The following is a 26,970-nucleotide window of genomic DNA, read 5'->3' on the forward strand; positions in this document are numbered from 1 at the left end:
CCCTATTATATACAAAACCACCATCTGATAAATTTAATTATTATTATCTCTATCCTCTGTTAAAACATGAATTATATTGAGTAAAGCCGATACACCAATCAGACCACCCACAGGTCTTAAAACCTCTTCAAAAGTATCAGCAGCCTCAGTTAAAGTTGAACGGTTCACGACGACCACATCATCTCGTTGTAAAACGGGATTATTTGGTGCATTTAGTCCGGCTTGAAAATCAATATAAATTTGACGACGGGAAACGGTACCATCAGGATGCAAACGCAGCAGTTGCACGGAGCCAGTATTCGCCCGCCGCTGATTAAACCCCCCCGCCACTAAGATGGCTTGATTAAGGGTTGTATTAATCGGTACTTGCAGCGCCCCTGGTTGTGTCACTTCTCCCACCACATTAACCATCATAGTTCTGGGTGAAAAACTAGCACTGGCGAGGGAAATAATCTCATCGGGTGGCACGGCACTAGCGGTAGGAATTATAATAGAATCTCCCGGCTGTAAACTAATATCCTGAGTAGCATCACCAGTGGTCAGTAATTGCCACAAATCAACAGTTATAGTCTTTAATTCACCCGCCTGAGTCAGTCTTTGTAATTGAATGCGACGCAGGTTAGCTTGAGGCTTAATACCTCCCGCCCTTTGAATAGCTTGAGTAATAGTCGGTAATTCCGGCAAATTCGCCATTCCTTCCCCCATAATATGGGTTCCCGGATTAAATACCTCCCCGACGATAACTACTTGAAAAGGGGGGACTTCCTCGGGGGCAAAATTAGCGGAATTAATCTGTCGAATAGCGACAGGATCAAGACTTTCGGCGGTGGGTACTACAATTGTATCGCGATCGCGCAAAACCAGATCTTGACTTAAATCTCCATTTTCCAACAATTCCTTGAGGTTGACGACAATATTTAGCCTGGTGGGTTCTTGTCGCTGCACCTTAACCTGAGTAATATCTGCTGATTGAGTAATCCCACCCGCCTGCTGGAGAAGCTGAGTTACTGTATAGAACTGAAATTGTCGCTCAACGGTGTTAGATGTGGAAAGGGGGAGAATGTATGTTCCCGGTCTTTGTACTTCCCCCCCAACGGCAATGCTAATGGGACGGGGTGTAATAATTCTCACGCTGGGGAATGGTTGTTGTACAAAGGGAGTATAGGCGGCGGAAATTTTCTCGGTCAGTTGAGAAACTGATAAACCAGCTACGGTAATTTGACCGATTAGAGGCAGATTGAGTGTCCCATCAGTCAAAATCAGGTATTCGCCACTGTACTCAGGAACATCGAGAATATCTACCTTTAGCAAATCTCCTGGACCGAGGGTATAGGCATCAGGAACACGAATTGAGGCGGGGGTAATAGTGGGGATAGAAGGTTGAGTTTGCGCTAGGCTGATAGGTGTGCTGCTATGCCATATCAATAGGGACATCAACCCCCAACTCATCAGGGTTGTCGCCTGGGCAGATTTGACAGCATTAGTTATATTAGCTTGAAATTCAGTCATAGGTGAGAGTCAAGACACTGACAGATGAAACATGGAATATACAGTTGACAATGACTTGAAGGCTGAGGGTTTCTTCCTCATGGTAACGGCTATTCTGTGAAGTGGCTAGTTATTAAGTCGTCTAACTCAGAATAGTCGGGGATAGAAGCTGATACTGATGCACCGTTTCTGATGATAACCCGATCATGCTGCGATCGCGATAATAATTCACTGAAATTTCTGCCTTTAAAAGCGATGAGATTGGCGGAAATGCCTACCTTCAGCCTTCCTAGATTTGATAATCCCATTAGATCGGCGGCGGTTTTGGTGACGATTTGGGGCCAGTCACCTGATGGATGATCTAAATGGCCGATTCTGACTGACATTTTGAAGACTTCCAAAACGTCATGATCTCCAAAGGCATAAAAGGGATCACGACAGTTATCACTCGCGACTGTTACGGGGATTCCGGCTTGTTTTAATTCATGCAGAAGTGTGACCCCTCGCCATTTAGGGGTTTTGGGTGTATTTGAATGGTTAGAATATTGTCTATCTTGCAGATATAAATTGCACATGGGCAAGCTGACAATCCCTATATTAGATGCTTTGAGGAGATTAATGGTATGGTTAATTACTTCGGGACTCTGGACGGATAAACTGCAACAATGTCCGCAAATTATGGGATTCTCAATTTGAGATTTAACCGCATATTCGGCGATTTTATATAGGGTGTTAGAATCAGAATCGCCATTTTCATCGACATGGAAATCTAAGGATAAATTCCGGTCTTTGGCTAGGTCAAATACTCGCTCAATTTGTTGATCAAGGTCACGGTTAATATAAGCGACACCCCCTAAAATGCCGCCCATTTCTGCTACTCTATCGGCTAGTTTTTCTCCTTGGGGGGTTAAGTAATAGTCCAGAGATACCAGGGATACAGCTTGCAAAAATAGTCGATCGCACCATTTTTCCCGCAGACTGTTAAATACTTCCCAGCTAATTTCTGTGAGTTTTCCGGCTGAGTCTAAATGGGTGCGGATAGCCTGAGTCCCATGGGCATAACTACATTTTAAACCAAATTCCATCCGCTGATAGATATCTTCAGGGGTCCAGTATTTTTCACTATCGGAAATAGCAGTATTTAGCGCCCCGGTAAAAGTCCCGTCGGGATTAGGCGATCGCTGCCAAATATGGCCTTTATCTAAATGGGTGTGTAAGTCCACAAAACAGGGCCAAACCTGTCCCCCCCGCAGGTCTACCCAGGGGATATCAGCCGTGTCTGTATTTCCAGCGGGTCGCAGTTGGCTAATTTTCCCCGATGTAATTTCCACATCGATTAATATTAGCCCCTCCCGCGTCTGTTGGCTTAACCAGTCCGGTTGGCTTACTTCCAGTAAACAGTAGGGAATATGGGCATTTTTTAGCCAGTAGCGATCGCTTTTGGGAATACTAATCATGACTACAATTTACCCCATCATGCAAAAATAACATTGTTAATATGCAAAAAGTTCATCAAACTTAGGATTTTGTAATATTAGCTACACTTTAACTGATTTTTCAGCTTTAACCTACTGATTAATTCTTAAAGTCATCGCTCAAATTTTCGGCGGCTTTAGGAGTAGTTTAATTTCCGGTTATCATTCCCCAATCACCCATATTTAGGTTGTTGTTTATGCAATTATCCTAAATTAAGGGTTAGTTTTGATGTGCTTATCCTCATTTTTGATATAGCTCAAGCAATAAAAGTTATTATCAAATAAAGAGGCGATCGCTCATCAAGCCAGGGAAATGTAGTCCGGTGCTAGTCAACTTTACTATCAGAAAATCTCCATGACATCCATTCAAACTACCCCCAACTCCTTAACCTCTTCTATCGGTGTGAAAATCGGGTCAGTCATTGGCTTAATTGCCTTTTCAGGATTTTATCTTAACAGTTGGCAGCAACTACTATCCAACCACTACGCACAACAGCAACCCCAAGCCGAAACCATTGTAACTGCTGTCGAAATTGTCCCAGAAACCGTAGAAACCCCAACAGTAGAGGCCACCGTAACCCCCATCACCGATCCGAATGCGATCGCTGATTTAACCACCCAATTATACACCCAAATTGACCAAAACTGGCAACAGTACCCTACCTTTACCGAGAACCTAGTGTATCAGGTCTCAGTCAATCAAACAGGTGCGATCGCCCAATACAAAACCATCAACCTCGCCGCCGCCAAATATCTTAATCAGACTCCCATTCCCCAATTAAGTCAAGCCACCACCGACAACCAACCCCAGGCTGAATTTCTCGTAGTCATGACTCCCAGTGGCACTTTACAAGTCAACCCTTGGGTTGCCCAATAGTATTCCCTCATCAATTATCTGCATTGATGATTGAGTAATTATCCCAATTAATCAAGTCCTGACCCCGCCAATTTCCACCGTTGTTTTACCCCACAATTTAATCAAAATGCTAACCGAATTATGGTCTTTAAAAGGCCGATACAAAATCCTACACCTAACCTGGTTTGCCTTCTTTCTTTCCTTTGTCGTCTGGTTCAACTTCGCACCTTTAGCCACAGCCATTCAAGAAGATATGGGCTTAGAAATAAGTCAAATTCGTACCCTCGCCATTTGTAATGTTGCCCTCACAGTTCCCGCCCGGATTATTATTGGGATGCTGCTAGACAAATACGGCCCCAGAATCACCTACTCATTACTGCTAATTTATGCAGCAATTCCCTGTACAGCATTTGCCTTAGCCCAAAACTTTAATCAATTAGTAATTTCCCGTTTAGCCCTCAGCATAGTGGGTGCAGGATTTGTAATTGGTATCCGCATGGTAGCCGAATGGTTCCCACCCAAAGAAATCGGTTTAGCCGAGGGAATTTATGGCGGTTGGGGTAATTTTGGTTCCGCCGCCGCTGCCTTTAGCTTACCCACTCTAGCAGCAATTTTAACCTTCGGTTCTGGGGGGGTAATTAACTGGCGAGTAGCTGTAGCATTAACAGGAATTATCGCCGCTGCTTATGGTGCTTTCTACTTCTTTAACGTCCAAGATACCCCCCCAGGAAAAGTCTATCAAAAACCCCAACGCGCCAGAGGTTTAGAAGTAACCACCCCCAAAGACTTCTGGTTTTTGATGCTCATGAATATTCCCCTAGTAGGTGTGTTGGGTATCCTAGCTTGGCGTTTAAGTAAAGTAGGTTTCTTGACCTCACCGCAACTTTATATCGTTTGGGTAGCCTTATTCGGTTTATATCTTTTCCAAGGTTATAACTGCTGGGAAGCGAATAAAGAACTAATCCTTGGTCACAAACACTATCCCCCCGCAGACCGTTACAATTTTTCCCAAGTTGCTATTTTGGAATTGACCTATTTTGTCAACTTCGGCTCAGAATTAGCTGTGGTGTCAATGCTTCCCGCTTTCTTTGAGAATACTTTTGGACTCAGTAAACCAGCCGCTGGAATGATAGCTGCTAGTTATGCTTTCATGAACCTAATGTCTCGCCCCGGTGGAGGTCTAATTTCTGATAAATTAGGTAGCCGTAAAAATACCATGGCGGTTCTGACTGCGGGAATGGCATTTGCTTATTTAATTATGGGTCGAGTTCATGGTGGTTGGTGGCTACCTTTGGCGGTACTTTTAACCATGACTTGTTCATTCTTTGTACAAGCCGGGGAAGGTTCATCTTTTGCGATCGTTCCCCTCATTAAACGCCGTGTTACTGGACAAATTGCCGGAAATGTTGGGGCTTATGGAAATGTGGGTGCAGTCGTTTATCTAACACTATTTAGCCTATTTCCAGAAGGTGATATCGGCAACCGAATTTTCTTCGAGATGTTAGGAGTAACTAGCATGATTGTCGCTTTCCTCTGTTGGTTTTTCCTCAAGGAACCTCAAGGGTCTTTTGCTGACCATCATGAAGGAGAATTACAAGCCAACGAAGACCTTATCCCTGTCGCCAAATAACCCAAAATAGGGGCGGGTTATTAACTAGCATCAAATTAGCTACTCGCCCCTGAACCGCCAATAATTCCCTATCCTTCCTAGATGACTATCCTCCGTGGTTACGGTGATTAACTTCCGGTTGGGGTGGATTGATTAATTAATCGGCTGATTTGAGCAGATAATTAATCACGGTAAACTCCCCCCAATTGCCAGCAAATAGGTGGCTGATATACTATAATAAAAACTGCCACAATTACCACCCATTAATCTAACAATGACTCAATTAACAAAAACTCTTTGTCCTTACTGCGGTGTTGGTTGCGGCTTAGAAGTTTTACCCCCCGCACAACCCGGAAAAGCGACAAATAGAGACTCCCAAGGAAATCCAATTTGGCAAGTTAGAGGCGATCGCACTCACCCCTCAAGCCTCGGGAAAGTTTGCGTCAAAGGCGCAACAATTGCCGAAGCCATAGACAAAAATCGCCTGAAATATCCCATGATCCGAGAGACCCTCGATCAACCTTTTCGTCGCGCCACCTGGGATGAAGCCTATAACCTTATTGTCAACCGCATTCAAACCGTCCGCCACACCATGGGGGCTGATGCTATCTGTATGTATGGTTCAGGTCAATTCCAAACCGAAGACTATTACATCGCCCAAAAGCTAATTAAAGGCTGTTTGGGAACCAATAATTTTGATGCCAATTCCCGCCTGTGTATGTCTTCAGCCGTCTCCGGTTATATCAAAAGTTTCGGTTCAGACGGTCCCCCCTGTTGTTATGACGACCTAGAAAAAACCGACTGTGCCTTTTTAATTGGCACTAATACCGCTGAATGTCACCCCATAGTTTTTAATCGTTTGCGGGTTCACCATAAGAAAAATCGCCAAGTCAAAATGATTGTGGTGGACCCTCGCCGCACCCAAACCGCTGAAGCCGCAGACCTACATTTAGCCATCCGTCCCGGAACCGATATTGACCTACTTAATGGTATAGCCAACCTCTTAATGCGTTGGGGTTTTATAGATTCTTTATTTATTGATGAATGTACCAAAGGATTCCCTGATTATATGCGGGTAATCCAATCTTATCCCCCGGAATTAGTAGCCAGAACCTGTGGTATTCGTCTGGATGATATTGAACAAGCTGCTAGGTGGTGGGGTGAGTCTAAACGAGTTTTATCTATGTGGTCAATGGGGATAAATCAGTCTTCCGAAGGGACTGCGAAAGTGCGGACTCTGATTAATCTTCATTTGATGACTGGAAATATTGGTAAACCTGGGGCGGGTCCTTTTTCTTTAACAGGTCAACCTAATGCTATGGGAGGTAGAGAAGCGGGAGGACTTGCCCATATTTTACCCGGTTATCGAGTTGTCACAAATCCCCAACACCGGAGAGAAGTTGAGCAATTTTGGGAACTAGAACCCGGTCAGATTTCTGACCAAGTGGGTTTGAATGCTTGGGAAATGATTACCGGATTAGAAACTGGTAACGTGGGGTTATTATGGGTGGCGGCGACTAATCCAGCAGTCAGTATGCCGGATTTAGAAAGGACTAAAGCGGCTTTAATGCGATCGCCTTTTACCATTTATCAGGACGCTTATTATCCTACAGAAACCGCTGAATATGCCCATATTTTACTACCCGCCGCCCAGTGGGGAGAAAAAACCGGGACTATGACTAATTCTGAACGGGTCGTCACTTTATGTCAGGCTTTTCGTCAACCCCTAGGAGAAGCTAAAGCCGACTGGGAAATTTTCGCCGAAGTAGGGCGGAGGTTAGGTTTTCCAAAACAATTTAATTTCGCTAATTCCGCTCAAGTTTACCAGGAATTTGTCCGCTTAACTCGTAACCGTCCCTGCGATTTATCTGGGTTGAGTCATCATCGTTTAATGGTTTCTGGTCCTATTCAATGGCCTTGTCCTGAGACGGAAACCGAAATTAATCGCACCCCTAAACGTTTATATACTGATTTACGATTTAATACCCCTGACGGTCGCGCACAATTTGCGGCTTATTACTCCAAAGGATTAGCTGAACCCCCAGATCCAGATTATCCTTTAGTGTTGACAACGGGGAGATTATACGGTCATTGGCACACTCAAACACGAACCGGGAGAATTGAGAAAATCCGCAAAATGCACCCCACTCCTTTTATGGAAATTCACCCCAAAGATGCCCAGAAATTAGGCATTGAATCCGGCAATTTAGTGCAAGTGCGATCGCGCCGTGGAAAGGCTTATTTTCCCGCTCAAATTACTAAAGCGATCGCACCGGGAACTGTATTTGTACCCATGCACTGGGGCGCTTTATGGGGAGATAATACCGAAGCCAACGCCATGACTCACCCTGAATGTTGTCCGGAGTCTAAACAACCAGAATTAAAAGCCTGTGCCGTACAATTATCAATAGTTAACCCCGAATTATTACCAACTTCACAAACCCAACCTAACCAACAACAACTCAACCCAACTATTCCCGTCTAAATACCTCCGCTGGGAGGGTACATCATTAATTATTAAAACCGGGTTTTTCCTGCCATAGCAACCAAACAACCCGGTTTCTCCTGATGATTAATTATCTTTATTGCCTTTGGAATGTTCTTTTAAAACCCATCCCATCAGAGACACAGGACCTTTAGAAACTGGCTCATTGGCAAGTTTTTTTGATTGTTTATTATACTGAGATTTAAACAAAAATTTATGAATCGACTTGTACACCTTGCCAACTTCTGGGTTAGAGGAATTAGACTCCTCAATCTTTGGCAGAGAGTCTATATGCCACCAAGTTATTAATTGATAAGCAGATACACCACCCAAAAAGCTACACAGCAGACTAAATGGCAGCGAATAGCCTACCCAAAAAAAGCCCCCCATAAACAATAAACCAATCACTAATCCGGTGGTTATTGCGCCTGTAGTAGTTGGAGAATCTGACATGGCTCGGCTACTCCATTTAATAGATAAGTTGTTTTAGACCTCATCCAAATCTTCACAAAGTTGTTGTAAATTTTGGTGTTCTAAGCGACGGGAAGAGCGGCGATATTTTTTAGACTGCAATTTAGGTTCATATTGTTTTCCCCCTCCAGATTTACTTTTAGATTTGAGGCGATCCTCCTCTAGTGGTTGATGTTGAGACGTTTCCCAAGCCTCGATCGCCTCCTCAAGAAAATGGAGATATTGGGGGTATCTTTCCCAGTCTCCACGCACCACACATGATGGTTCTTCGCGGTGCAAACAATCATCAAATTGACACTTACCCTTAGTTAAGCGATCGCGAATTTCCGGGAAATAATCACCCAACTGGTGAGGGTCGCATTGCAATTCCGGTTGATTAAACCCCGGAGTATCAGCCAGGAAACCCCCGTTATGTAATTCAAACAATTCAACATGGCGGGTAGTATGCCGTCCTCGCCCCAATTTTCCCGACACTTCCCCCACCCGCAAATGACTATTAGGAATCAGTTTATTAATCAAACTAGACTTCCCCACACCAGACGGACCAGAAATAGCCGTAGTTTTCAGGCGCAAGCGATCCAGCAGAGAATTAGCAGTGCCAGAAACCGGGTTTCTATCACCATCTCTAGTGAGGGAAGGCGAACTTTCCCCGAAACCGGGTTTGTCCAACCCAGCCGAATTTGATGATAAATTCAGAGTCGGCGAAATTTCCATGCGATCGCCCTCAAAGCGATATTCAACCCCATGATAGACACTAATCATCAAAGGGTCATATCCCCAGCCTCTCATGCGATCGTACCATTGTCGGAGGCTATCAGGGGGCAGTAAATCGCACTTATTAAAGCACAAACTCACCTCCAACCCAGTAGACTCCGCCTTGAGTAGAAAGCGGCTGAGAGTCACCGGATCTGGGTCGGGTTCAGCCACTGCAAACACCAATAATAAATGGTCTGCATTAGCAATACTAGGGCGCGCCAGCTCAGTTTTACGGGGTAAAATCTCAGAAATCACCCCTCTACCCCCCTGCCAGTCCGGACAGGAGACCACCACGCGATCGCCCACCATCACCTTCTGACCAATTTTCTTTAAACGAGCGCGACAGGTACAAAGCAAAGTCATCCGTTTAGCTTCCCCCCCGGCCCCATTCCCAGACGGAGACTGGTCAGGACTCAGACAAACCTGATAAAAATTAGCCTGACCAGCAACTACCGTTCCCATTATGCGATCAGCCGTCATAAACTCTTCACAGGCGGACAACGAACCATAATCGCAAAAAACTCTCCGCGATCGCAAACCTCCTCAATAGCATATCCTTCCATCACCAAGCTATCAGGAACCTGTTCAATAGGTTCGCCGCCATCTAACCACACCTCCAGCAAAGTCCCCGGTGTCATTTGTTGCAGACGCAACTTAGTCCGCACAAAATTAATCGGACAGGGGGTGCCGCGCAAATCAAGTTTAGCATCAGCCGAATAAGTATCTGAACCAGTCATAGACTCTTCACACAAAAGGAACAATCAATCCAAGCCATCAATCGAATGTTTTACTTTTGGAACAAATTACCAAGGAACCCTTCCAGGCCTCCTTTTCCGGTACGTTCTCCCTTAATTTGGGCCAACTGTTCCAAAAGTTCTCGCTCCTCATTAGTAATCCGGGTAGGAATATCAATCAAAATTGTAATCAAGTGATCTCCCCGACTCACCGGATTTCCCAAACGAGGGACACCCTGATTTTCCAGAGTCAGCACCGTATTCGGTTGTGTCCCCGCCGGAATAGTTAAAGAAGTCGTACCCTGAACCGTTTCCACCTCCAAAGTGCAGCCTAAAATCGCTTGCAGGTAAGAGATTTTCACATCTGACAGGATATTAATACCATCACGTTTGAAATTCGGTGTTGAGTCCACCGACAGAAATACATACAAATCCCCCGCCGGGCCACCTCGTTTTCCCGAATCCCCCTCATTAGATACCCGCAACCGCGTGCCATTATCTACCCCAGCCGGAATCGTAATTTTCAGCTTTTTAGTTACCTCTTTCAGGCCTTCTCCACCACAACTGACGCATTTTTCCTCAATCATCTGTCCAGTACCATTACAGGTAGGACAAACCGAAACCTGAGTAAAGCTACCAAAGGGAGTACGAGTCGCCCGTCGCACTTGACCACTACCCCCACAGGTAGAACAAGTTTTAGGAGAAGTTCCCGGCTTCGCCCCCGTCCCATTGCAAGTCTCACAGGTTTCTAAGTGACGGATACGGATTTCCTTTTCCCCGCCAAAAATAGCCTCTTTAAACTCCAAGCGCAAATCTAAGCGCAGGTCATCCCCTCGCGTGGGTCCCGTGCGTCGTCTGGCTGCCGTAGGGCCGCCCATACCCCCACCAAAGCCACTGAAAAAACTTTCAAAGATATCAGCAAAACTATCGCCAAAGTCCTGACCATAGCCCCCTGCACCAGCACCAGATACCCCAGCTTCCCCAAAGCGATCATAACGGGCGCGGATTTCCGGTTCCGAAAGCACCTCATAGGCGCGGTTGATTTCCTTAAACCTTTCTTCAGCCCCCGGCTCCTTATTTACATCCGGGTGATATTTACGAGCCAGACGACGGTAAGCTCGTTTAATTTCTTCCTTGTCTGCGTCGCGGGAGACACCGAGGACATCATAGTAATCGCCTGCCATAAAGCTTTTTTCTAAAAATTAATTACTAAAACTACAGAACAAACCTAGAGTTAGGTCTTTCCTTAACTAGGGGTTGGATTAAGCATAAACTACCAACCCCACCGTTTAGGGAAACCCCTATTTTACATCATCCCACATCCCAACCTTTAATGGGACCATTTAACCGTTAGCGGTCAACTTATCTCTATGAACCACCCAGACTTTGGCTCTCAGAGCCCTCTAATTCTTTAGATTCTGTCTCGTCACTATTGCCGATTTCAGAGTCCATGTCAGAGTCTGTGCTTTCATCTTCTTCTGAGTCTAGCATCTGGGGTTCTTCAGTCGCTGACCCATTCCCCCTATCTCCCTGCTCATGTGCTGCATAAACCGCAGAACCTAGCTCATAGAGCAAATTTTGGAAACTCTCAACTTGTCGTTGCATATCCCCTAAAGAGATTTTGGGGTCGTTAACTGCTTTCTTTAAAGCGGCTGCTTCGGTTCGGGTTCGCTCTTTAAGTTCATTACTAATTGCTTTGGCATTGTTCTTTAATGTCACCTTACAATTATAGAACAGGGTCTGGGATTGATTTTTCAACTCGGCAATCAGTCTGTGGGCTTCGTCTTCCTCGGCGTAAAGCTCTGCCTCCTGTCGCATTCGCTCAATTTCGGTCTCGCTCAGTCCTCCGGTATTGGTGATTTGAATACTTTGCTCTCGGCTTGTGCCACGATCTATAGCAGATACTTTCAATATCCCATTAGCATCAATATCAAAAGATACCTCAATTTGTGGCACACCCCGTTTAGCGGGAGGAATGCCAGTCAGTAGGAACTTACCCAGGCTTTTGTTATCTTTAACCATGGCTCGTTCCCCTTGCAGCACATGAATTTCCACAGAGGTTTGTCCGTCGGTGGCGGTGGAGAACATTTGGGAACGACTGGTGGGAATGGTAGTATTGCGTTCGATGATTTTGGTGAACACTTCCCCTAGGGTTTCTAAACCCAGGGACAAAGGGGTGACATCCAAAAGCAGTAGGTCTTTGACTTCTCCTCCCAAAATCCCGGCTTGGATTGCTGCTCCTAGGGCTACCGCTTCATCGGGGTTAACAGAGCGATCGGGACTGCGATCGCCAAAATGTTTACTAATTGCTTGCTGTACTGCGGGAATTCTGGTTGAACCTCCCACCAAAATGATTTTATCAATATCCTGGGGTTCTAAACTGGCATCTTTGAGGGCTTGGGTTACTGGTTCGAGGGTACTTTTTACCAGGTCTCCCACTAAAGTTTCAAATTCCGAGCGACTCAGTTCTAGTTCTAGGTGCTTTGGTCCTGAGTCATCAGCACTGATGAATGGCAAGTTAATCGAGGTTTTGGTGCGATTAGAAAGTTCGATCTTCGCTTTTTCCGCTGCTTCGCGCATCCGTTGCAGAGCCATTTTGTCCGATGTTAGATCAATCCCTTCTTGTTTTTTAAAGGTTTCTACCATCCACATCACCAGACAGTTATCAAAGTCATCCCCTCCCAGGTGGTTATTCCCAGATGTGGATCTTACCTCGTAAATTCCATCTCCCAACTGGAGGATAGATACATCAAAAGTGCCTCCCCCTAGGTCAAAAACCAGAATGGTTTGGTCTTGGTCTTGTTTATCCAAACCATAAGATAGGGCTGCTGCTGTGGGTTCGTTGATGATACGCAACACATTTAAACCCGCAATAGTCCCCGCATCCTTGGTGGCCTGGCGTTGAGCATCTGTGAAGTAAGCCGGAACCGTAATCACCGCTTGATCAACAGTTTCCCCTAAATAGGCTTCGGCATCTTCTTTGAGTTTTTGCAACACCATCGCCGATATTTCTTGCGGCGTGTAGACCTGATCACGAATTTTGACATCTACTGTATTATCTTTACCAGAGACGCACTTATAGGGAACTCGCGATCGCTCCACTTCCGTATCTTCCCAGCGTCTGCCAATAAATCGCTTAATACTAAATATGGTATTCTCAGCATTAGTCACGGCTTGTCGTTTACCAAGCTGACCAATTAAGCGATCGCCATATTTACCAAAACCCACAATACTGGGTGTAGTCCGTCCCCCTTCTGAACTGGAAATAACTACAGGTTTACCCCCCTCCAGAACCGCCACACAACTATTAGTCGTACCTAAGTCGATGCCAATGACCTTTCCCATAGCTCCTCATCGATAAATTTGTGCAATGAATGGTAGAGCCATCCCCGTTCTAACATAAGAGCCTAGAAGCTAGACCCACTTACTACATAAGTCTACCCCCTTTCCCTGGCTGTATAACACTTAGGGCGCAGTAGTTGCGCCCATTGAGTTGATTTAGGCGATTAATCCTCAGAACCTTCTGCTGGTGGCTCCTCTGTGGTATCTGAGAGTTCTGGTTCTGTAGCTACTTTCACCATGGCATGACGTAAGACGCGATCGCCTAGTATATACCCCCGCATCAGTTCTTCAATCACTGTTCCCTCTGGATACTCGCTGGTCGGTTCGCGCATCACCGCCTCATGGAGATTAGGATCAAATGGTTCACCCTCCGGGCGCATGGGGGATACTCCAATTTGTTTAAGACACTCCACCATCTGTTTATAAACCCCCTGATAGCTTTTGTGAATGTTCATTTCACCATCATTTTGGGGTTTAATATGGGCTCTGGCTCGCTCAAAGTTATCGATCACTGGCAAAAGCTGCCCGATCGTGGAACACTTGATATTGAGTTCGAGGTCTTCTTTTTCCTTCTGTGTGCGCTTACGGAAGTTCTCAAAATCAGCAGCTAGTCGCTGATATTGACTGGTCATATCCATCAGTTGAGTCTGAAGGGACTCTCGCGCTTGGGCTATGGTCTGCAACTGCTCATTAAGCTGTTCATTGGCAATATAAATCGGATCGGAACTCAGTTCCGCGTCCGTAGCTTCCTCGCCATCATCAGCGATCGTTGCTTGCTCCAATGTTAAATCAGATTCAGTATCCGTCTGTTGATCAATCTGTTCAGACTCAACAGAACCCGGATCTGATGCTACAGGTTCTGTAGTCTCATCCGTTTTGTCACTTGTCGAATTAGGAACCATGTCTTCCTGCTTGTTATCGTCCATAATAGAAAATCGAGCGACGGCATCCCTAAGCCTATAGCCTAGGGAAAACTCCGCTCTCCGTTAACGTGCTTTCGTGATCTTGATCCATTTTAATACTACAGGCGCGATTCGTTCAGGCATCCAATAGGCTTCAAATACCTAAAATCATCCCATAGTAACACTTTCATGCCCTCGGCTGCATATAATCAACTTAATTCGGCGATCGGTTACCAAAGAAATTGTCTTGAGTACCACGGGGCAAGTGGGAACTTGGATGATCAATCCAAACGCTTCGGGAGATTTGACCTATACTTGACTTGGGTTGGAGTAATCCTTCCAGAGCCAATGAACGAAGAATCTTCCACCCTTTAGGACGAGAAGTGTCAAAATAAACCTATCACCCACGGCGACAGGAAAACATATTCACCCGTTGGTAAGTTGAGCTTTAGCACCAGGTAAATAGGGCTAAAGTCCTCAGTCCCTAGTTGTGGATATAGCACCAGCGGTTAAACTGTAAATCAACAGTGATACTTCCATACTCACCTAAGAAACTTTCCCAACTTTTTGGGGAAGCCTAGACATAAGGACTTGACTGCAGCTATGACCAATACATCATCCCCCCGGCGAACTGCTCTTGTTGCTCAAAGTGCAACTCCCTTTGGTAATAAATTGATTCAGTCAGGGTATATTGACCCTGAGCGACTACAGCAGGCTATTCAGGACTCTCGTGGCGGAAAACCTCTAACGGAGGTTCTCGAATCGATTACCGGTCAACCTCTACCCCCGGAATTAGCCCGTCACTATAAAAAACAACAGCTATTTGAGTTAAAAATTGTCTATGGGGTTGAGGCCTTTGACCTAGAAATAGATCAGATTTCGGTGGCTGAACTAGAAGAAATCATCAAAAAGCTGGAAACTTCTATTGAGACCTGCAAACGACATCGTTTTGTGCCTTTGAAAATCATCGAGTCGGAGCCAACTCCTAGCGTGATGATGGCAATGGTCGATCCAGATAACCTGAGTGCTTTGGATGAGTTGAGAAACCAAATCCTGCGTCCGGTAGGATGGAAACTACAGCGGCGGGTTATTACTCAAGAAGATTATGACAAACTGATTACAGCCTACGGTGAGGAGGAAGTTAAGCGCAAGCAAGTAGAAGCGGCTCGGGAGGAAGAGAGAAAACTCCAGTTTGGGGAGGGTGAGTTTGAGGATGTAGAACTGGTAGAAGCCTCCGAGGACGTGGGAGACATGAACCTCGATGCACAACTGCAAGAGGCGGAAACTGCACCAGTTATTAAGGCTGTGAATGTGATTCTGGCGAGAGCTCTGTCGGAGGGGGTGTCCGATATCCATGTGGAACCTCAAGAGCATGATATGCGGATTCGGATGCGTAAAGATGGGGTTTTGCAGGAGTATTTTACTTTCCCCAAAAAGGTGATTTCTGCTATTACCTCCCGCTTTAAAATTATTGCCGATCTTGATATCGCTGAACGTCGCCAAGCTCAGGATGGCCGGATTCGTCGGATTTATCAGGGCCGGACGGTGGATTTTCGGGTCAATAGCCTGCCGAGTCGCTATGGGGAAAAGATTGTTCTGCGGATTCTTGATAGTTCTTCGACTCAATTGGGTTTGGATAAGTTGATCTCTGACCAGGAAACTTTGGAAATGGTCCGAGAAACTGCTAGTCGTCCTTTTGGGTTGATTTTGGTAACAGGACCTACGGGTTCTGGTAAATCTACATCCTTGTATTCGGTTTTGGCAGAGCGCAATGATCCGGGTATTAATATTAGTACGGCGGAAGACCCGATTGAGTATGCTCTACCTGGTATTACCCAATGTCAGGTGATTCGGGAGAAAAATTTGACTTTTGCTAATATCCTGCGGGCTTTCTTGCGACAAGACCCTGATGTTTTGCTGGTGGGGGAAACGCGAGATTTGGAAACGGCTAAAACTTCTATTGAAGCGGCTCTGACTGGACACTTGGTATTAACTACTCTTCACACTAATGACGCGGCGGGAGCGATCGCTCGTTTGGATGAGATGGGAGTTGAGCCGTTCATGGTATCTGCGGCTCTGTTGGGTATCCTGGCTCAACGTTTGATGCGACGGGTCTGCACTGAATGTCGTATACCTTATACCCCTACTCCCCAAGAATTGGGTCGTTATGGTCTTGCTGCTTCTGGGGAGGTGGGTATTACTTTCTATAAGGCAAATACTATTCCAGCAGATCAACGCCGGGAACTGACCGATCGCGGCGAGTTATGTAAAAAATGTGGTGGTCTAGGCTATAAGGGCAGGGTTGGGGTTTATGAATTCCTTAAAGTAACGGAGCGGATGCAAATTCTGATTACTAAGGGCGCTCCCACTGAACAAATTAAGGAAGCTGCTGTTGAGGAAGGGATGAAAACTCTCTTAGCCTACAGTTTACAGTTGGTGCGTGAAGGCCATACAACTTTTGAGGAGGTGGAACGGGTAACCTTTACAGATTCGGCTCTGGAATCGGAGTTGAAGGCTAAACGGAAGCAGGGTTTGACCTGTAAAGGATGTGCGGCGGAATTAAAGCCGGAATGGTTGGACTGTCCCTATTGTTTGACTCCTCGGTTTGCTATGTAGGGAGCCTTTGAGTGGTCTGGGGCTGGGAACTTGAGATCACGCTATGAACCCACCCGGACAAAAAATCATTCACAATAGAAGGAGCATGATTTAATCTCAAATTAGGTTAACATTTTACGGCAATACGGTATAATACCAAGTATGGTGCGAGACCTTCGGGTATGAAATAGAGCTGAAATGGGCGTGGGGACTACCCGGTGAGGACTTCAACCCCCTGGTTGATTGGGTCGCATCCCTGGCCATCCCATAACACAGCCTGATTTTTTTGCCCCCCTTCGAGACTTCCAATATGGTTGCCAAGGTGAAGCGTCTAATCAGGTCTAAGACTGCCCGCGCCATGCTGAAATGGGCGCATTATCGATTCAAACTAACCCTGAGACATAAGCGCGGAAATAACTGAACAGTTGTAGATGTGACCGAAGAATACACCAGCAAAACCTGTACTCACTGTGGTCATGTCCATTCCCAGCTAGGTGGCTCAAAAGTGTTCCGATGTCCTGAGTGCGGGTTCACTCTACCACGGGACTGGAACGGTGCTTTTGGAATCTTTCTAAAAGCTTTGCGGGATACCGCCTCTGTTACCTTAACGGGTAATAGTGCTATCGTTGCATTGTCCGGGAATAGCCGGATAAATGTCGCGTAAATGTATCAGGTGGGATGAAAGTTTAGAAAAATTCTGGCTATGTTCCCCCTTCCGTGTGTTGGGACGCGCGCAAGCGATCGATTTCAACTAACAACCAAAATTCCATTGGAGGTTTATCTATGCGTGGTTTGATGATTGAGGATGTTCTGGAGTCTTTGGTTGAACAAGGAGGCTCAGATATTCATATTCAAGCAGGAGCGCCTATCTTTTACCGCGTCAGCGGGAAACTGACTCCACAACCCCAATTTGGAGAAACTCTCTCTGCTGAAGAGGTGCAGGTTTTGATTTTCCAGATGCTCAATAATATGCAGCGTAAGCAGTTGGAGCAAAACTGGGAACTAGACTGCGCCTATGGGGTTAAGGGACTGGCTCGGTTCCGGGTGAATGTCTATCGGGAACGGGGTTGCTGGGCCGCTTGTATGCGAGCTTTGGCTTCTCAAATTCCCAATGCTGATAAGTTGGGGGTTCCCCAAATCCTGCGGGATTTGACCGAAAGACCTCGTGGTATGGTTCTGGTGACGGGACAGACAGGATCGGGTAAAACTACCACAATGGCCGCTTTACTTGACTTGATCAACCGCACACGCTCAGAACATATCCTGACTGTGGAAGACCCCATTGAGTATGTTTTCCCTAATATCAAGAGTCTGTTTCACCAACGCCAAAAGGGTGAGGATACCAAGAGTTTTGCTAATGCGCTCAAAGCGGCTTTGCGTGAAGACCCAGATATTATTCTGGTGGGGGAAATGCGGGACTTGGAAACTATCGGTCTGGCGATATCGGCCGCAGAAACGGGTCACTTGGTATTTGGAACTCTGCACACTAACTCGGCTTCAGCAACAGTAGACCGGATGCTGGATGTATTCCCCCCTATTCAACAACCGCAGGTGCGGGCGCAAATGTCCGGTTCTCTGGTGGGGGTTTGTAGTCAAAACCTGGTACCGCGAATTGGTGGCGGTCGTTGTGCGGCTATGGAGATTATGCTTAATACTCCGGCTATGGGTAACTTGATTCGGGAAGGAAAAACTTCTCAAATTTACTCCCAGATCCAAATGGGGGCTAAATTGGGAATGCGGACGATGGAAATGTCCCTAGCACAACTTTATCAAGAAGGTAAGGCTACTTGGGAGGCTGCTATGAGTAAGAGCTCTAAGCCTGATGAACTTGAACGGCTCATTGGTCCTCAGCCCAAGGCAGGTAAGGGTCAGAAGGTGAAAGCATAATCCCACCAAGTTAGGTAGGTAAGCATCCTTAAAAAGGAGAGTTTTTCAGACCCCCCCTGCTTGTAGTCTCTCATACAAGTGGGGTTGGTCACTACCTTTTTTAGGGTTGCTATAGTTGCGAACTTGGTGTGCTATGGGAGACTGACAATTATATCTATATAAATAGAGGTGAGATATGACAACTAATAGAATGGTCAAAAGCCACTCTCGGAAACAAGGCTTTGACTTCAAGAAATTCGAGGAAGATCTTAATGTAGCGATGGCATCGATTACGGTGAAAGATCTCGCGATCTTTGCCCGTCAGTTTGCGGCTATGTTTAATGCGGGTATCTCGATGGCTCGCTGTTTAAGTGTGCTGGGAGAACAGTGTGAAAATGCGAAGCTAAAAAGGGCGATTAATACTCTACGTGCTGATGTGGAAGAAGGGGAGGAATTATCATCGTCAATGAGAAAGTTTCCTGATGTGTTTGACCAGCTTTTTGTGAGTATGGTGGCGGCAGGAGAAACTGGGGGGGTTTTGGATGAAACTCTAGAACGTCTGGCGGTGATGATGGAAAAAAACCATAAAACTCAGAGTGAGATTAAGTCGGCAACTTCTTATCCGAAAACAGTATTGTTTATTGCGATCGCTGTGTTTTTTGGTATGGCTACGTTTTTGCTACCTACCTTTTCGGGTATTTTTGAGCAAATTGGGGTGGAGTTACCTCTGTTTACGGTGTTCATGCTGAAAATTAGTGATTTTTGTACGACTTGGCCGCCTATTCCCCAAGCTATAGTAATTGGCTCATTGATTGGTATTTATTTTGCCTATACTGTGGCTTATAAAACTGACTCTGGGCGGTTATTTTTTGATAAGATTTACTTAAAACTGCCCCTATTTGGTGCGATTCTGGAAAAGTCGGCGGTGGCGCGTTTCTGTATTATTTTTGGTAGTCTGACTCGTTCGGGTGTGCCGATTATGAACTCTATGGAAATTGTCCGTGATGTAGCTGGTAATCAGGCGATCGCTAATGCCATTGAGTACGCCAGAAATGAGATTCAACAGGGGGGATTGATCAGTCTGGCTTTACAGGAAGAAAATGTGTTCCCAGGTTTGGCGATTCAGATGATTGCGATCGGAGAAGAATCTGGGGAACTTGATAAAATGTTAATGAAAGTAGGCGCTTTCTATGAAACGGAAGTTGAGGAGGCGGTAAAATCTCTAACCAGTGCGCTAGAACCTTTAATGATTGTAGTAGTAGGGGGTATTGTGGCTTCTGTACTACTGTCGATGTATCTGCCAATGTTTAAGGTGTTTGAGAGTTTATAAGTGCTACGACACCAAATCGCCGGGGAAATTAATTTCTCCTGTGGTCGGAAAAGATGTTACCAGGTTTTTAAAAAATGCCAGTTCAACAATCCCATTATGAAACTTTGCTGGCTGAATACAGCTATGCAAATACAATGATTAATCTTTTGCAACAGCATCGACCTTATTGGGAAATGATTCCCAGTCTGCGCCGCCCGGAAGAAAGTTTGATCACTCTGCCGCTACCCATTGTCAGGTTACGCAATGGTGTTTCCTATGCGGGGCATGATCATATTACCATTAGCCCGGAGCAAGCTGTTTGTCTTCCCTGTGATATTGCGGTGTTGATGTGCGATCCAGAATGGAAGGTTAAAGTCGGCTCGGAAATCTTGATTTTTATTCATAAACCCCACGAAGATCTTTCGGATTTGCTGAGGCGCTGGAGATTAACTCAGGTTTACTTAGATAGTGGCTATGAATGGGTTATGCCTCATCATTACAGTTATGTGTATTCCCAAGAGGCTGAAAATATTTACCCCCTATTTGTGCTGTTTGCAGAAACTCCAGAACGGATTAAACGGGGTTTACAAGGGGCTCATCTGGCTTGTGTGGTGCAACATCCAAATATGACGGTTGAGCCTTCAGAGGGACCAACTCTTGATGATATTGATTTGGAAGAATACCAGCCTTGGGGTGGATTACCTGGAGAGGATCAATAAGTGGTTATTAATCAATCTTTGCTGTATAACATCCAATAATATCAACGAATTTAAGTAAAATGCAAACTACTTTAGTAACTGACTCGAACTCCTATGAGGGGACTTATTGGAAGTGGCGCGATCAATTGATTTATTATGTCAGAGGGGGTTCAGCGGGTGAGGATGTGGCAACGACAAAGGTTGACCAACGCCCCTCTTTATTGTTGGTGCATGGGTTCGGCGCATCGACAGACCACTGGCGTAAGAATATTGAGGGATTAAGTTCTGAGTTTGATGTGTGGGCTATTGATTTGCTAGGGTTTGGGCGATCGGCTAAACCTAACTGGGAATATACTGGACAGTTGTGGCGCGATCAGCTTCATGATTTTATGACGGAGGTGATCGGACGACCAACGGTTTTGGCGGGTAATTCCTTGGGGGGTTATGCTAGTCTTTGTGTGGCGGCGGATTATCCTGATGAAGTGGCGGGGTTGATTTTATTGAATAGTGCGGGTCCGTTTTCGGATACTCAGACTAAGATAGAACCGCCTACCTGGAAACAAAAGACCTCGAAAATGATGCGATCGCTGCTAATTCAGGACTGGACGACTTTTTTGGTTTTCCAGTGGACTAGGCGACGTTCGGTAATTCGGAAAACTCTGCGAAAAGTTTATTTGGATCAAAGTGCTGTTACCGATCGCCTGGTGGAGGAAATATATCGACCTTCTTGCACTCCCGGCGCGGCTAAGGTATTTGCATCGGTGTTTAAGAGTCGTCAGGGAGATCCGGTAGATGTTTTATTATCGCGTCTTCGCTGTCCACTGTTGATGTTATGGGGAGAAGGAGATCCTTGGATGAACTGTCGCGCGAGAAGCGATCGCTTTCGTGAATATTACCCCCAACTGACGGAATATTTTTTAAATGCTGGTCACTGTCCCCATGATGAAATACCCGAACAGGTCAACAACCTAATTCAAAATTGGGTTTTAGGTAATTACATGACTTAATATATTGTAGGGTGCGTCAGACCAATTAATAATAATTGAAGACAGATACCACTGAACTGACGCACCTCAATACTATAGGTTATCAGTAGCTATTAATTAATCATAAAAACCCTGTCAATACTTATATAATTATGAGAATTTGATGTGAGAAATGGTTGACATTAAAGCCAATTAATGCTCAAATCATTAAGCAAGGTGATTCGTCAGGAGTATTACTTACCTGTGAGAGGATTTCCAATTAATCAAATAATGCTTGGAGATTGTCGCGAAGTTATGGTTAATATACCAAGCAACTATATATCTGCCTGCATTACAGATCCCCCCTATAACTACGAGTTAATAGGACATAAATGGGATAATACAGAAATACAAAGGCGCATAGATAAAGTTAACGCCCAAGATAGCAAAACATTAGTCAAAAATATACCTTATGGCAGTGGTTTAGCTGGCGGTGTTAGGAATCAAAGATGGTATCAGCGAAACCGTCAAAACATTTTAGACTATCAAAAATGGTGTGGTGAGTGGGGTCTAGAACTGTTTCGGATCTGTAAGCCTGGTGCTACAGTGCTTGTTTTTAACAGTACACGCACAGTGGCTCATGTACAAGTTGCTCTTGAATCGGCTGGTTTTTATGCAAGAGATATAGTTGTTTATAGAAGATCTAGTGGTATCCCCAAAGGGGTCAATATCAAAAAACAGCTACAGAAGAAAGGACACCAAAATCCTGAATTATGGGATGGGTGGCATAGTTGTCTGAGAAATGAATGGGAAGCTGTTTGTGTTTTACAAAAACCTCTAGTTAATAACTATTTAGAGACCTTAATGGAATATGAAACAGGTCTTTTTTACACCCCAGACAATTGCGGAGGATTTCAGTCAAACATAATCGAAAATATTCCCAGAGAAAAAAGTGATAATTTTAATATACATTGTACAGTCAAACCTCTAGCTTTAATGAGGAGGTTAGTAGAAATTTTTGTACCGAGAACAGAAAGTTCTATTTTATTAGATCCTTTTGCGGGTTCAGGAACTACTTTGGTGGCAGCCCAAGAATTTAAGATTAACTACATTGGCATTGAAATAGTCCCTGATTATGTTGAAATCATTAAAAAGCGACTTGATAATTTTAGCGGTTTACAGGGTAAGCTCCCGCTCTATCAGTCAGAAAATATTTCAGGTCAAAGCCACTTAAATCATGCAAAAACTTGAAGGATTCATCACCAGTGTAAACCTGCCAGCTTCCAGTTTTACAAGCGTTAATAGCAGCCGGTAGGTTATCATTTCTAAGTATTAATAAAATCGGATCATAGCTATTTTCTCGTAATAGTAGACCATAAGATTTTAATTTTTTTAGAGTTCCTGAATCACCAGAGCCAATCCTATATTTAGTGTCGATCGCAAAAGAGCCGACTATTAAATCACAGGGCTGATCATTACCTAGTTTTAATGGGGGTTGAAAATTAGGAGAATAAGTGCGACATACTTCCATAACTAATAACTGCCAACACATTCCTAGTTCTCGTCCCCAATACTGCCGATTTTCTCTCTTTAATTGAGGAGATAAGCTGAAGACGTCCATTAATGGATCATGTTGATCATTTTCTTCTGAATAAACCTTATCAATAAAATAATTTTGATATTGTTCTAAAATCTTATCTAAAGATTGTTCATTCATTGTCTGTAACCAGATCACACAAACTTACTGAAAGAGCATTAGCTATTTTTTGCGCGTTCACTAAAGTTATGTTTCTTTCGCCTCGCTCAACAGACCCTATATATGTACGATGTAAGCCACAAAGTTCGGCTAGTCGATCCTGTGAAATTTGTCTAAGTTTCCGAAAGTATCTGACGTTATTACCAAATAGCTTTACAATTTCCATAAATCAGGGGATGTTAAACTATGATGACTATAAGTAGACATACTATAGTTGTCAACAGACTATAAGTAGCAAGCTAATAGTTAATGATGTTAATTATTATGCTGTGACTTTTCTTGGGGCGCTATGTGCGATGATGGGGGATGATGCGCTGTAAAATCGCTTTATGTCTATGCAACCACCCCCACCCCCGTCTATTACCCCCCGTCAGATGAACCTCTTGCGGGTTGTCGCTTCTATGGCTTGGTCTGATGGACAACTGGCTAAAGAAGAAGTTGATGTGATGCTGCGGGAGTTTAGCAGTCTATTTGCAACCGGACCTCAACAGGAACAGATCGCTCAGGAATTACAAGATTATCTGATGCAGAATATTCCCCTTGACGAGTTGATTCCCAAACTGCAAACTCCAGAGGAACGGGAATTGGTTTTGGCTTTGGGTTATCAGGTGATTAGCTCTAGTGCTAGGGTTCCAGAGGAGCCAATGATTAATGATGAAGAGGCACGCGCCTATCAAAAATTGCTAGAATTGCTTAATCTTCCCGAAGCCCGGGTTAAGGAATTAGAAGCAACAGTTGACGCTCAACTTCAAAAATCCGAAGGACTGGTAAAGTCAATGAGTCGTCAATTAGGGCAATTTTTTCGGGAAGTCAGTCAATAGCTATAGTTTCGGCTGCTAAATGATGGATGCAATTAATGATTTGATCAAACAGGCTCACCAAGGTAGTGTGGTCGCCATAGTTGAGGTACTTAATTATTATCTGGCGGAAAGTCAGGTAATAATTAGGGCTGTTTTTGTGGGGGGTATTCTGCAATTACTTTGTGAAGGAAAGCAAGCAGAATATCTGGATAAATCATATTTAGTCCGTGAGATTAAGGAAGTTTTAGAGACAATTGCTCCCCGGAAGATTCGCCGAGTTAGCATCCATAGTCGTGTCTTTAATCAACATCAATTACTGTGGTTAGAGGATATTCTGGAGAGTCCAGATAGTGAACTGCTTTGGTCAGAAAATATCACCCTAAAAAAACCACATATATGGGCGGGATTACCGGGTCATCCTAGTGGGGGACTAATTGATAGTTATCCATCTCAGGAATTGGTGGAAAAGCAACAAGTAAACCGGGGTATATTAATTGCTATAATCAGCATAATTGTATTATTAATTGTGGGGGGATTTGCTGTTTATCAATGGCTAACTTTAGCGGTTCCTCAATGGTTTAACTCGGATTCTACATCGGTGACACCTACTCCCAATCCGACAATTTCTGATGATGTATTATCGGATGAAGAGTTGTTTAAACAGGCTGTCCAATTGGCTGAAAATGCTGCGGCTTTAGGGAAAGATGCAATGACTGAGAGGGAATGGTTAGAAATTGCGGACAAATGGCGGGCGGCGGCTGATTTAATGGAGGCTGTATCTCCTAGCTATCCTCGCTATGCTACGGCTCAAAATCGGGTGGCTTTGTATCGTCGAAATCAGGAAATCGCTTTGTCGGAAGCGAGAAATTATCGGTAATATAATCAGCATAATTTGGTGGAGTGAGGGGATAATTTAATGCGTAAAGAATATTATAAACTGGTGCGCGATCGCATTCCTGAAATGATCCGACAATCTGGAGGTAAGCCGGAAATCAAGGTTTTATCTGAGGCGGAATATCGCATAGCTTTACGAAATAAGTTAAGGGAAGAAGCCGAGGAAGTTCAAGAAAGCGATGATGCTAGTCTATTGGAGGAATTAGCAGATATTTTAGAGGTGGTTGAATCGTTGAGGAAAAGTTATAACATATCCGATGAGCAGATACAATTAAAAGTTGATGAAAAACGAGCCCAACGAGGTGGTTTTGAACAGAAAATAATGTTATTATGGACTGAATAAATTTCGGATAATTAGTCAGCTATTATCACACCATAATTTGAGATATATAAATGCTATCAGACATAGAAAATAACTGGGCGATTCAAGCCATTAACTTATTAGTTAATAGAAACATTATTTTAGGGTATCCAGATGGTACATTTCGCCCCAATGCACCTGTAACTAGGGCTGAGTTTGCTACGTTAATGTGTAGGATGTTTGATGATGCACCGATAATTCAGGAGGCGATCGCCTATAAAGATGTTGCCGATAACTATTGGGCAAAATCGAATATTGAACAAGCGACTCGCCGAGGTTTTTTTGCCGGCTATCCTGACGGTACATTTCGCCCACAACAACCTATTCCTAGGGTGCAAGCCTTAATTGTTTTAGCGGCACATTTACACCATAGAATCCCTGAAAACCCGGCAGAAATTCTCACACAATATTTTGATGATGCGGCGGAAATCCCCAATTATGCTAGGGAAAGAATTGCCGCCGGGGCGATTGAAAATTTAGTGGTTAATTATCCAGAAGTTCGACAACTCAAGCCTAATCAAAATGCTACTAGGGGTGAAATAGCGGCTTTTTTATGCCAAGCCTTGCGTCCGAAAGATGTGGTGTCTTGGGAATATATCGCCTATAGTAATTTATTCGCAATTCCCCCTAAATTTGACTATGCGGCAAAATTTTCAGAAGGATTAGCTAATGTCATCATTAATGGTCAAAATTGCTTCATTGATACGGAAGGAAATATAGTGATAACTTTGGCAAGTGAGATGATGTCTGTGGGGGCATTTTCCGAGGGAATGGCTAGTGTGAAAATAGATGATAAAAGTGGATATATTGACCGGGAGGGTAGACTAGCAATTCCTGCCAAATTTAGTTTTAATCCGGTCTATGATTTTGCGGAAGGTTTGGCATTGGCTAAACTTTATGATCAGACAAAATGGGGATATATTAATCAATCAGGCGATTGGCAAATTCTACCTAAATTTGATGGTGGGGGTAGCTTTTCCCAAGGACGGGCAAAAGCTAAGATCGGATCTGAATGGGGATATATTGACCGGGAAGGTAACTCGATTATTGAACCTAAATTTTCAGAAGCTGGGGAATTTTCCGAGGGTCTAGCCCCAGTTAAATTCAATCATCAATGGGGATATATTAATGTGGATGGTGATTGGGTAATACAGCCAGAATTTGGGCGGGCTGAAAATTTTATTGATGGAGTTGCTAAAGTTGTTAAAGGTGAAAAATATTATCTGGTTGATACCAGTGGAAATCTCACGTTAATTGTACCAAATTGGTTAGGATCTTTACAATTTTCTGAGGGATTAGCCCCCTGGGGAACTGGAGAAGGGAAGGTTGGTAATTTGATTCAACCTCTGCGTTATGGTTATGTAGATACTACGGGAAAAAAAATTATTCAACCTCAATTTTATGGGGCTGAACCTTTTTCGGAGGGGTTGGCTGTAGTACAGTTAAACGGTCACTATGATGGAGGAAGCTGGGGGGAAGCAAGCCAAGGAATGCCTCCAGAATTTTTTAGAATTGTTCGCGGGGGTAAATATGGATATATTGCTAAACCTTGAATATCATCTGATTATGATGAGATTAAAAGAGTTTTCAGTGGTCATAGCTTCGATA

23 protein-coding genes and 1 pseudogene are annotated in these 26,970 nt (G+C 44.4%); 14 read left to right on the forward strand and 10 right to left on the reverse strand.

Annotation, left to right across the window (positions count from 1 at the left end; all coding sequences use genetic code 11):
• Window positions 1-33 precede the first annotated feature (33 nt).
• A complete protein-coding gene (locus NLZ44_RS14790; protein ID WP_493750277.1) occupies window positions 34-1,509 on the reverse strand; it encodes a polysaccharide biosynthesis/export family protein in 1,476 nt (491 codons plus the stop codon).
• An 89-nt stretch (window positions 1,510-1,598) separates the two neighbouring features.
• Window positions 1,599-2,945 (reverse strand): cytosine deaminase, encoded by a 1,347-nt coding sequence (locus NLZ44_RS14795; protein WP_493750278.1) that lies wholly within the window; start codon window positions 2,943-2,945, stop codon window positions 1,599-1,601.
• Window positions 2,946-3,318: 373 nt separating this feature from the next.
• On the opposite strand from NLZ44_RS14795, the gene NLZ44_RS14800 reads away from it, so the two are divergent.
• The 3 genes from NLZ44_RS14800 to NLZ44_RS14810 all read left to right on the forward strand — a co-directional run bounded on the left by NLZ44_RS14800 (window position 3,319) and on the right by NLZ44_RS14810 (window position 7,913).
• Complete coding sequence (locus NLZ44_RS14800; RefSeq protein WP_493750279.1) at window positions 3,319-3,840, forward strand: hypothetical protein; 522 nt, start codon at window positions 3,319-3,321, stop codon at window positions 3,838-3,840.
• A 106-nt stretch (window positions 3,841-3,946) separates the two neighbouring features.
• Window positions 3,947-5,449 (forward strand): MFS transporter, encoded by a 1,503-nt coding sequence (locus NLZ44_RS14805; RefSeq protein ID WP_493750280.1) that lies wholly within the window; start codon window positions 3,947-3,949, stop codon window positions 5,447-5,449.
• A 253-nt stretch (window positions 5,450-5,702) separates the two neighbouring features.
• Window positions 5,703-7,913, forward strand: a complete 2,211-nt coding sequence (locus NLZ44_RS14810; protein ID WP_493750281.1) for a molybdopterin oxidoreductase family protein — start codon at window positions 5,703-5,705, stop codon at window positions 7,911-7,913.
• Between the two features lie 87 nt (window positions 7,914-8,000).
• Here NLZ44_RS14810 and NLZ44_RS14815 read toward each other — a convergent pair whose 3' ends face one another.
• The 6 genes from NLZ44_RS14815 to grpE all read right to left on the reverse strand — a co-directional run bounded on the left by NLZ44_RS14815 (window position 8,001) and on the right by grpE (window position 14,142).
• Window positions 8,001-8,366 carry a hypothetical protein gene (locus NLZ44_RS14815; protein WP_111893662.1) on the reverse strand — a complete coding sequence of 122 codons (366 nt, stop codon included), beginning with the start codon at window positions 8,364-8,366 and terminating at the stop codon, window positions 8,001-8,003.
• Between the two features lie 33 nt (window positions 8,367-8,399).
• The gene (gene rsgA / locus NLZ44_RS14820) at window positions 8,400-9,620 is read right to left on the reverse strand and encodes a ribosome small subunit-dependent GTPase A (protein WP_493750282.1); all 1,221 of its coding nucleotides are present in this window, start codon (window positions 9,618-9,620) and stop codon (window positions 8,400-8,402) included.
• Window positions 9,617-9,877: a sulfurtransferase TusA family protein gene (locus tag NLZ44_RS14825; protein WP_006620077.1), complete on the reverse strand. Its 261-nt coding sequence runs from the start codon at window positions 9,875-9,877 to the stop codon at window positions 9,617-9,619. Before NLZ44_RS14825 ends, rsgA begins: the two co-directional genes overlap by 4 nt.
• Before the next feature lie 50 nt (window positions 9,878-9,927).
• The gene (gene dnaJ, locus NLZ44_RS14830) at window positions 9,928-11,058 is read right to left on the reverse strand and encodes a molecular chaperone DnaJ (RefSeq protein WP_008049499.1); all 1,131 of its coding nucleotides are present in this window, start codon (window positions 11,056-11,058) and stop codon (window positions 9,928-9,930) included.
• A gap of 184 nt (window positions 11,059-11,242) precedes the next feature.
• Window positions 11,243-13,219 (reverse strand): molecular chaperone DnaK, encoded by a 1,977-nt coding sequence (dnaK, locus tag NLZ44_RS14835; RefSeq protein ID WP_493750283.1) that lies wholly within the window; start codon window positions 13,217-13,219, stop codon window positions 11,243-11,245.
• Between the two features lie 161 nt (window positions 13,220-13,380).
• Window positions 13,381-14,142 (reverse strand): nucleotide exchange factor GrpE, encoded by a 762-nt coding sequence (gene grpE / locus NLZ44_RS14840; RefSeq protein WP_008049500.1) that lies wholly within the window; start codon window positions 14,140-14,142, stop codon window positions 13,381-13,383.
• Window positions 14,143-14,721: 579 nt separating this feature from the next.
• Between grpE and NLZ44_RS14845 the strand changes: the two genes are divergently transcribed.
• From NLZ44_RS14845 to NLZ44_RS14875, 7 genes and pseudogenes are all read left to right on the forward strand, one after another.
• Complete coding sequence (locus NLZ44_RS14845) at window positions 14,722-16,734, forward strand: GspE/PulE family protein (RefSeq protein WP_493750284.1); 2,013 nt, start codon at window positions 14,722-14,724, stop codon at window positions 16,732-16,734.
• Between the two features lie 250 nt (window positions 16,735-16,984).
• A pseudogene (locus tag NLZ44_RS14850) lies at window positions 16,985-17,377 on the forward strand (zinc ribbon domain-containing protein); the annotation flags it as partial.
• Between the two features lie 119 nt (window positions 17,378-17,496).
• Entirely contained in the window at window positions 17,497-18,600 is a 1,104-nt protein-coding gene (locus NLZ44_RS14855; RefSeq protein WP_493750285.1) for a type IV pilus twitching motility protein PilT, read from the forward strand.
• Window positions 18,601-18,775: 175 nt separating this feature from the next.
• Complete coding sequence (locus NLZ44_RS14860) at window positions 18,776-19,909, forward strand: type II secretion system F family protein (protein WP_493750286.1); 1,134 nt, start codon at window positions 18,776-18,778, stop codon at window positions 19,907-19,909.
• Between the two features lie 74 nt (window positions 19,910-19,983).
• On the forward strand, window positions 19,984-20,607 hold the full coding sequence (locus NLZ44_RS14865) for a hypothetical protein (protein WP_493750287.1): 624 nt from the start codon (window positions 19,984-19,986) through the stop codon (window positions 20,605-20,607).
• Window positions 20,608-20,666: 59 nt separating this feature from the next.
• A complete protein-coding gene (locus tag NLZ44_RS14870) occupies window positions 20,667-21,593 on the forward strand; it encodes an alpha/beta fold hydrolase (protein ID WP_493750288.1) in 927 nt (308 codons plus the stop codon).
• Window positions 21,594-21,767: 174 nt separating this feature from the next.
• Window positions 21,768-22,802, forward strand: a complete 1,035-nt coding sequence (locus NLZ44_RS14875) for a DNA-methyltransferase (protein ID WP_493750289.1) — start codon at window positions 21,768-21,770, stop codon at window positions 22,800-22,802.
• Here the strand turns inward: NLZ44_RS14875 and NLZ44_RS14880 are convergent.
• Complete coding sequence (locus tag NLZ44_RS14880; protein ID WP_493750290.1) at window positions 22,720-23,268, reverse strand: hypothetical protein; 549 nt, start codon at window positions 23,266-23,268, stop codon at window positions 22,720-22,722. The genes NLZ44_RS14875 and NLZ44_RS14880 overlap by 83 nt on opposite strands.
• Window positions 23,261-23,473 carry a helix-turn-helix domain-containing protein gene (locus tag NLZ44_RS14885; RefSeq protein WP_493750291.1) on the reverse strand — a complete coding sequence of 71 codons (213 nt, stop codon included), beginning with the start codon at window positions 23,471-23,473 and terminating at the stop codon, window positions 23,261-23,263. The genes NLZ44_RS14880 and NLZ44_RS14885 overlap by 8 nt, the downstream gene beginning before the upstream one ends.
• Before the next feature lie 169 nt (window positions 23,474-23,642).
• On the opposite strand from NLZ44_RS14885, the gene NLZ44_RS14890 reads away from it, so the two are divergent.
• Genes NLZ44_RS14890 through NLZ44_RS14905 form a run of 4 tightly spaced genes read left to right on the forward strand, consistent with a single transcriptional unit; the run spans window position 23,643 to window position 26,915 of the window.
• Window positions 23,643-24,128 (forward strand): tellurite resistance TerB family protein, encoded by a 486-nt coding sequence (locus tag NLZ44_RS14890; RefSeq protein ID WP_493753005.1) that lies wholly within the window; start codon window positions 23,643-23,645, stop codon window positions 24,126-24,128.
• Between the two features lie 19 nt (window positions 24,129-24,147).
• Window positions 24,148-24,984: a hypothetical protein gene (locus NLZ44_RS14895; RefSeq protein ID WP_493750292.1), complete on the forward strand. Its 837-nt coding sequence runs from the start codon at window positions 24,148-24,150 to the stop codon at window positions 24,982-24,984.
• Between the two features lie 39 nt (window positions 24,985-25,023).
• Complete coding sequence (locus tag NLZ44_RS14900) at window positions 25,024-25,344, forward strand: nucleoside triphosphate pyrophosphohydrolase (RefSeq protein ID WP_493750293.1); 321 nt, start codon at window positions 25,024-25,026, stop codon at window positions 25,342-25,344.
• 50 nt (window positions 25,345-25,394) lie between these two features.
• On the forward strand, window positions 25,395-26,915 hold the full coding sequence (locus NLZ44_RS14905; protein ID WP_493750294.1) for a WG repeat-containing protein: 1,521 nt from the start codon (window positions 25,395-25,397) through the stop codon (window positions 26,913-26,915).
• Window positions 26,916-26,970: the final 55 nt, after the last annotated feature.

The sequence above is a fragment of the Arthrospira sp. PCC 9901 genome (genome assembly GCF_059013425.1).

Bases quoted from the DNA above. Each gene is read 5' to 3' on its own strand.
- NLZ44_RS14790 (WP_493750277.1), bottom strand. From the start codon at position 1,509: ATGACTGAATTTCAAGCTAATATAACTAATGCTGTCAAATCTGCCCAG.
- NLZ44_RS14795 (WP_493750278.1), bottom strand. From the start codon at position 2,945: ATGATTAGTATTCCCAAAAGCGATCGCTACTGGCTAAAAAATGCCCAT.
- NLZ44_RS14800 (WP_493750279.1), top strand. From the start codon at position 3,319: ATGACATCCATTCAAACTACCCCCAACTCCTTAACCTCTTCTATCGGT.
- NLZ44_RS14805 (WP_493750280.1), top strand. From the start codon at position 3,947: ATGCTAACCGAATTATGGTCTTTAAAAGGCCGATACAAAATCCTACAC.
- NLZ44_RS14810 (WP_493750281.1), top strand. From the start codon at position 5,703: ATGACTCAATTAACAAAAACTCTTTGTCCTTACTGCGGTGTTGGTTGC.
- NLZ44_RS14815 (WP_111893662.1), bottom strand. From the start codon at position 8,366: ATGTCAGATTCTCCAACTACTACAGGCGCAATAACCACCGGATTAGTG.
- rsgA (WP_493750282.1), bottom strand. From the start codon at position 9,620: ATGACGGCTGATCGCATAATGGGAACGGTAGTTGCTGGTCAGGCTAAT.
- NLZ44_RS14825 (WP_006620077.1), bottom strand. From the start codon at position 9,877: ATGACTGGTTCAGATACTTATTCGGCTGATGCTAAACTTGATTTGCGC.
- dnaJ (WP_008049499.1), bottom strand. From the start codon at position 11,058: ATGGCAGGCGATTACTATGATGTCCTCGGTGTCTCCCGCGACGCAGAC.
- dnaK (WP_493750283.1), bottom strand. From the start codon at position 13,219: ATGGGAAAGGTCATTGGCATCGACTTAGGTACGACTAATAGTTGTGTG.
- grpE (WP_008049500.1), bottom strand. From the start codon at position 14,142: ATGGACGATAACAAGCAGGAAGACATGGTTCCTAATTCGACAAGTGAC.
- NLZ44_RS14845 (WP_493750284.1), top strand. From the start codon at position 14,722: ATGACCAATACATCATCCCCCCGGCGAACTGCTCTTGTTGCTCAAAGT.
- NLZ44_RS14855 (WP_493750285.1), top strand. From the start codon at position 17,497: ATGCGTGGTTTGATGATTGAGGATGTTCTGGAGTCTTTGGTTGAACAA.
- NLZ44_RS14860 (WP_493750286.1), top strand. From the start codon at position 18,776: ATGACAACTAATAGAATGGTCAAAAGCCACTCTCGGAAACAAGGCTTT.
- NLZ44_RS14865 (WP_493750287.1), top strand. From the start codon at position 19,984: ATGCCAGTTCAACAATCCCATTATGAAACTTTGCTGGCTGAATACAGC.
- NLZ44_RS14870 (WP_493750288.1), top strand. From the start codon at position 20,667: ATGCAAACTACTTTAGTAACTGACTCGAACTCCTATGAGGGGACTTAT.
- NLZ44_RS14875 (WP_493750289.1), top strand. From the start codon at position 21,768: ATGCTCAAATCATTAAGCAAGGTGATTCGTCAGGAGTATTACTTACCT.
- NLZ44_RS14880 (WP_493750290.1), bottom strand. From the start codon at position 23,268: ATGAATGAACAATCTTTAGATAAGATTTTAGAACAATATCAAAATTAT.
- NLZ44_RS14885 (WP_493750291.1), bottom strand. From the start codon at position 23,473: ATGGAAATTGTAAAGCTATTTGGTAATAACGTCAGATACTTTCGGAAA.
- NLZ44_RS14890 (WP_493753005.1), top strand. From the start codon at position 23,643: ATGCAACCACCCCCACCCCCGTCTATTACCCCCCGTCAGATGAACCTC.
- NLZ44_RS14895 (WP_493750292.1), top strand. From the start codon at position 24,148: ATGATGGATGCAATTAATGATTTGATCAAACAGGCTCACCAAGGTAGT.
- NLZ44_RS14900 (WP_493750293.1), top strand. From the start codon at position 25,024: ATGCGTAAAGAATATTATAAACTGGTGCGCGATCGCATTCCTGAAATG.
- NLZ44_RS14905 (WP_493750294.1), top strand. From the start codon at position 25,395: ATGCTATCAGACATAGAAAATAACTGGGCGATTCAAGCCATTAACTTA.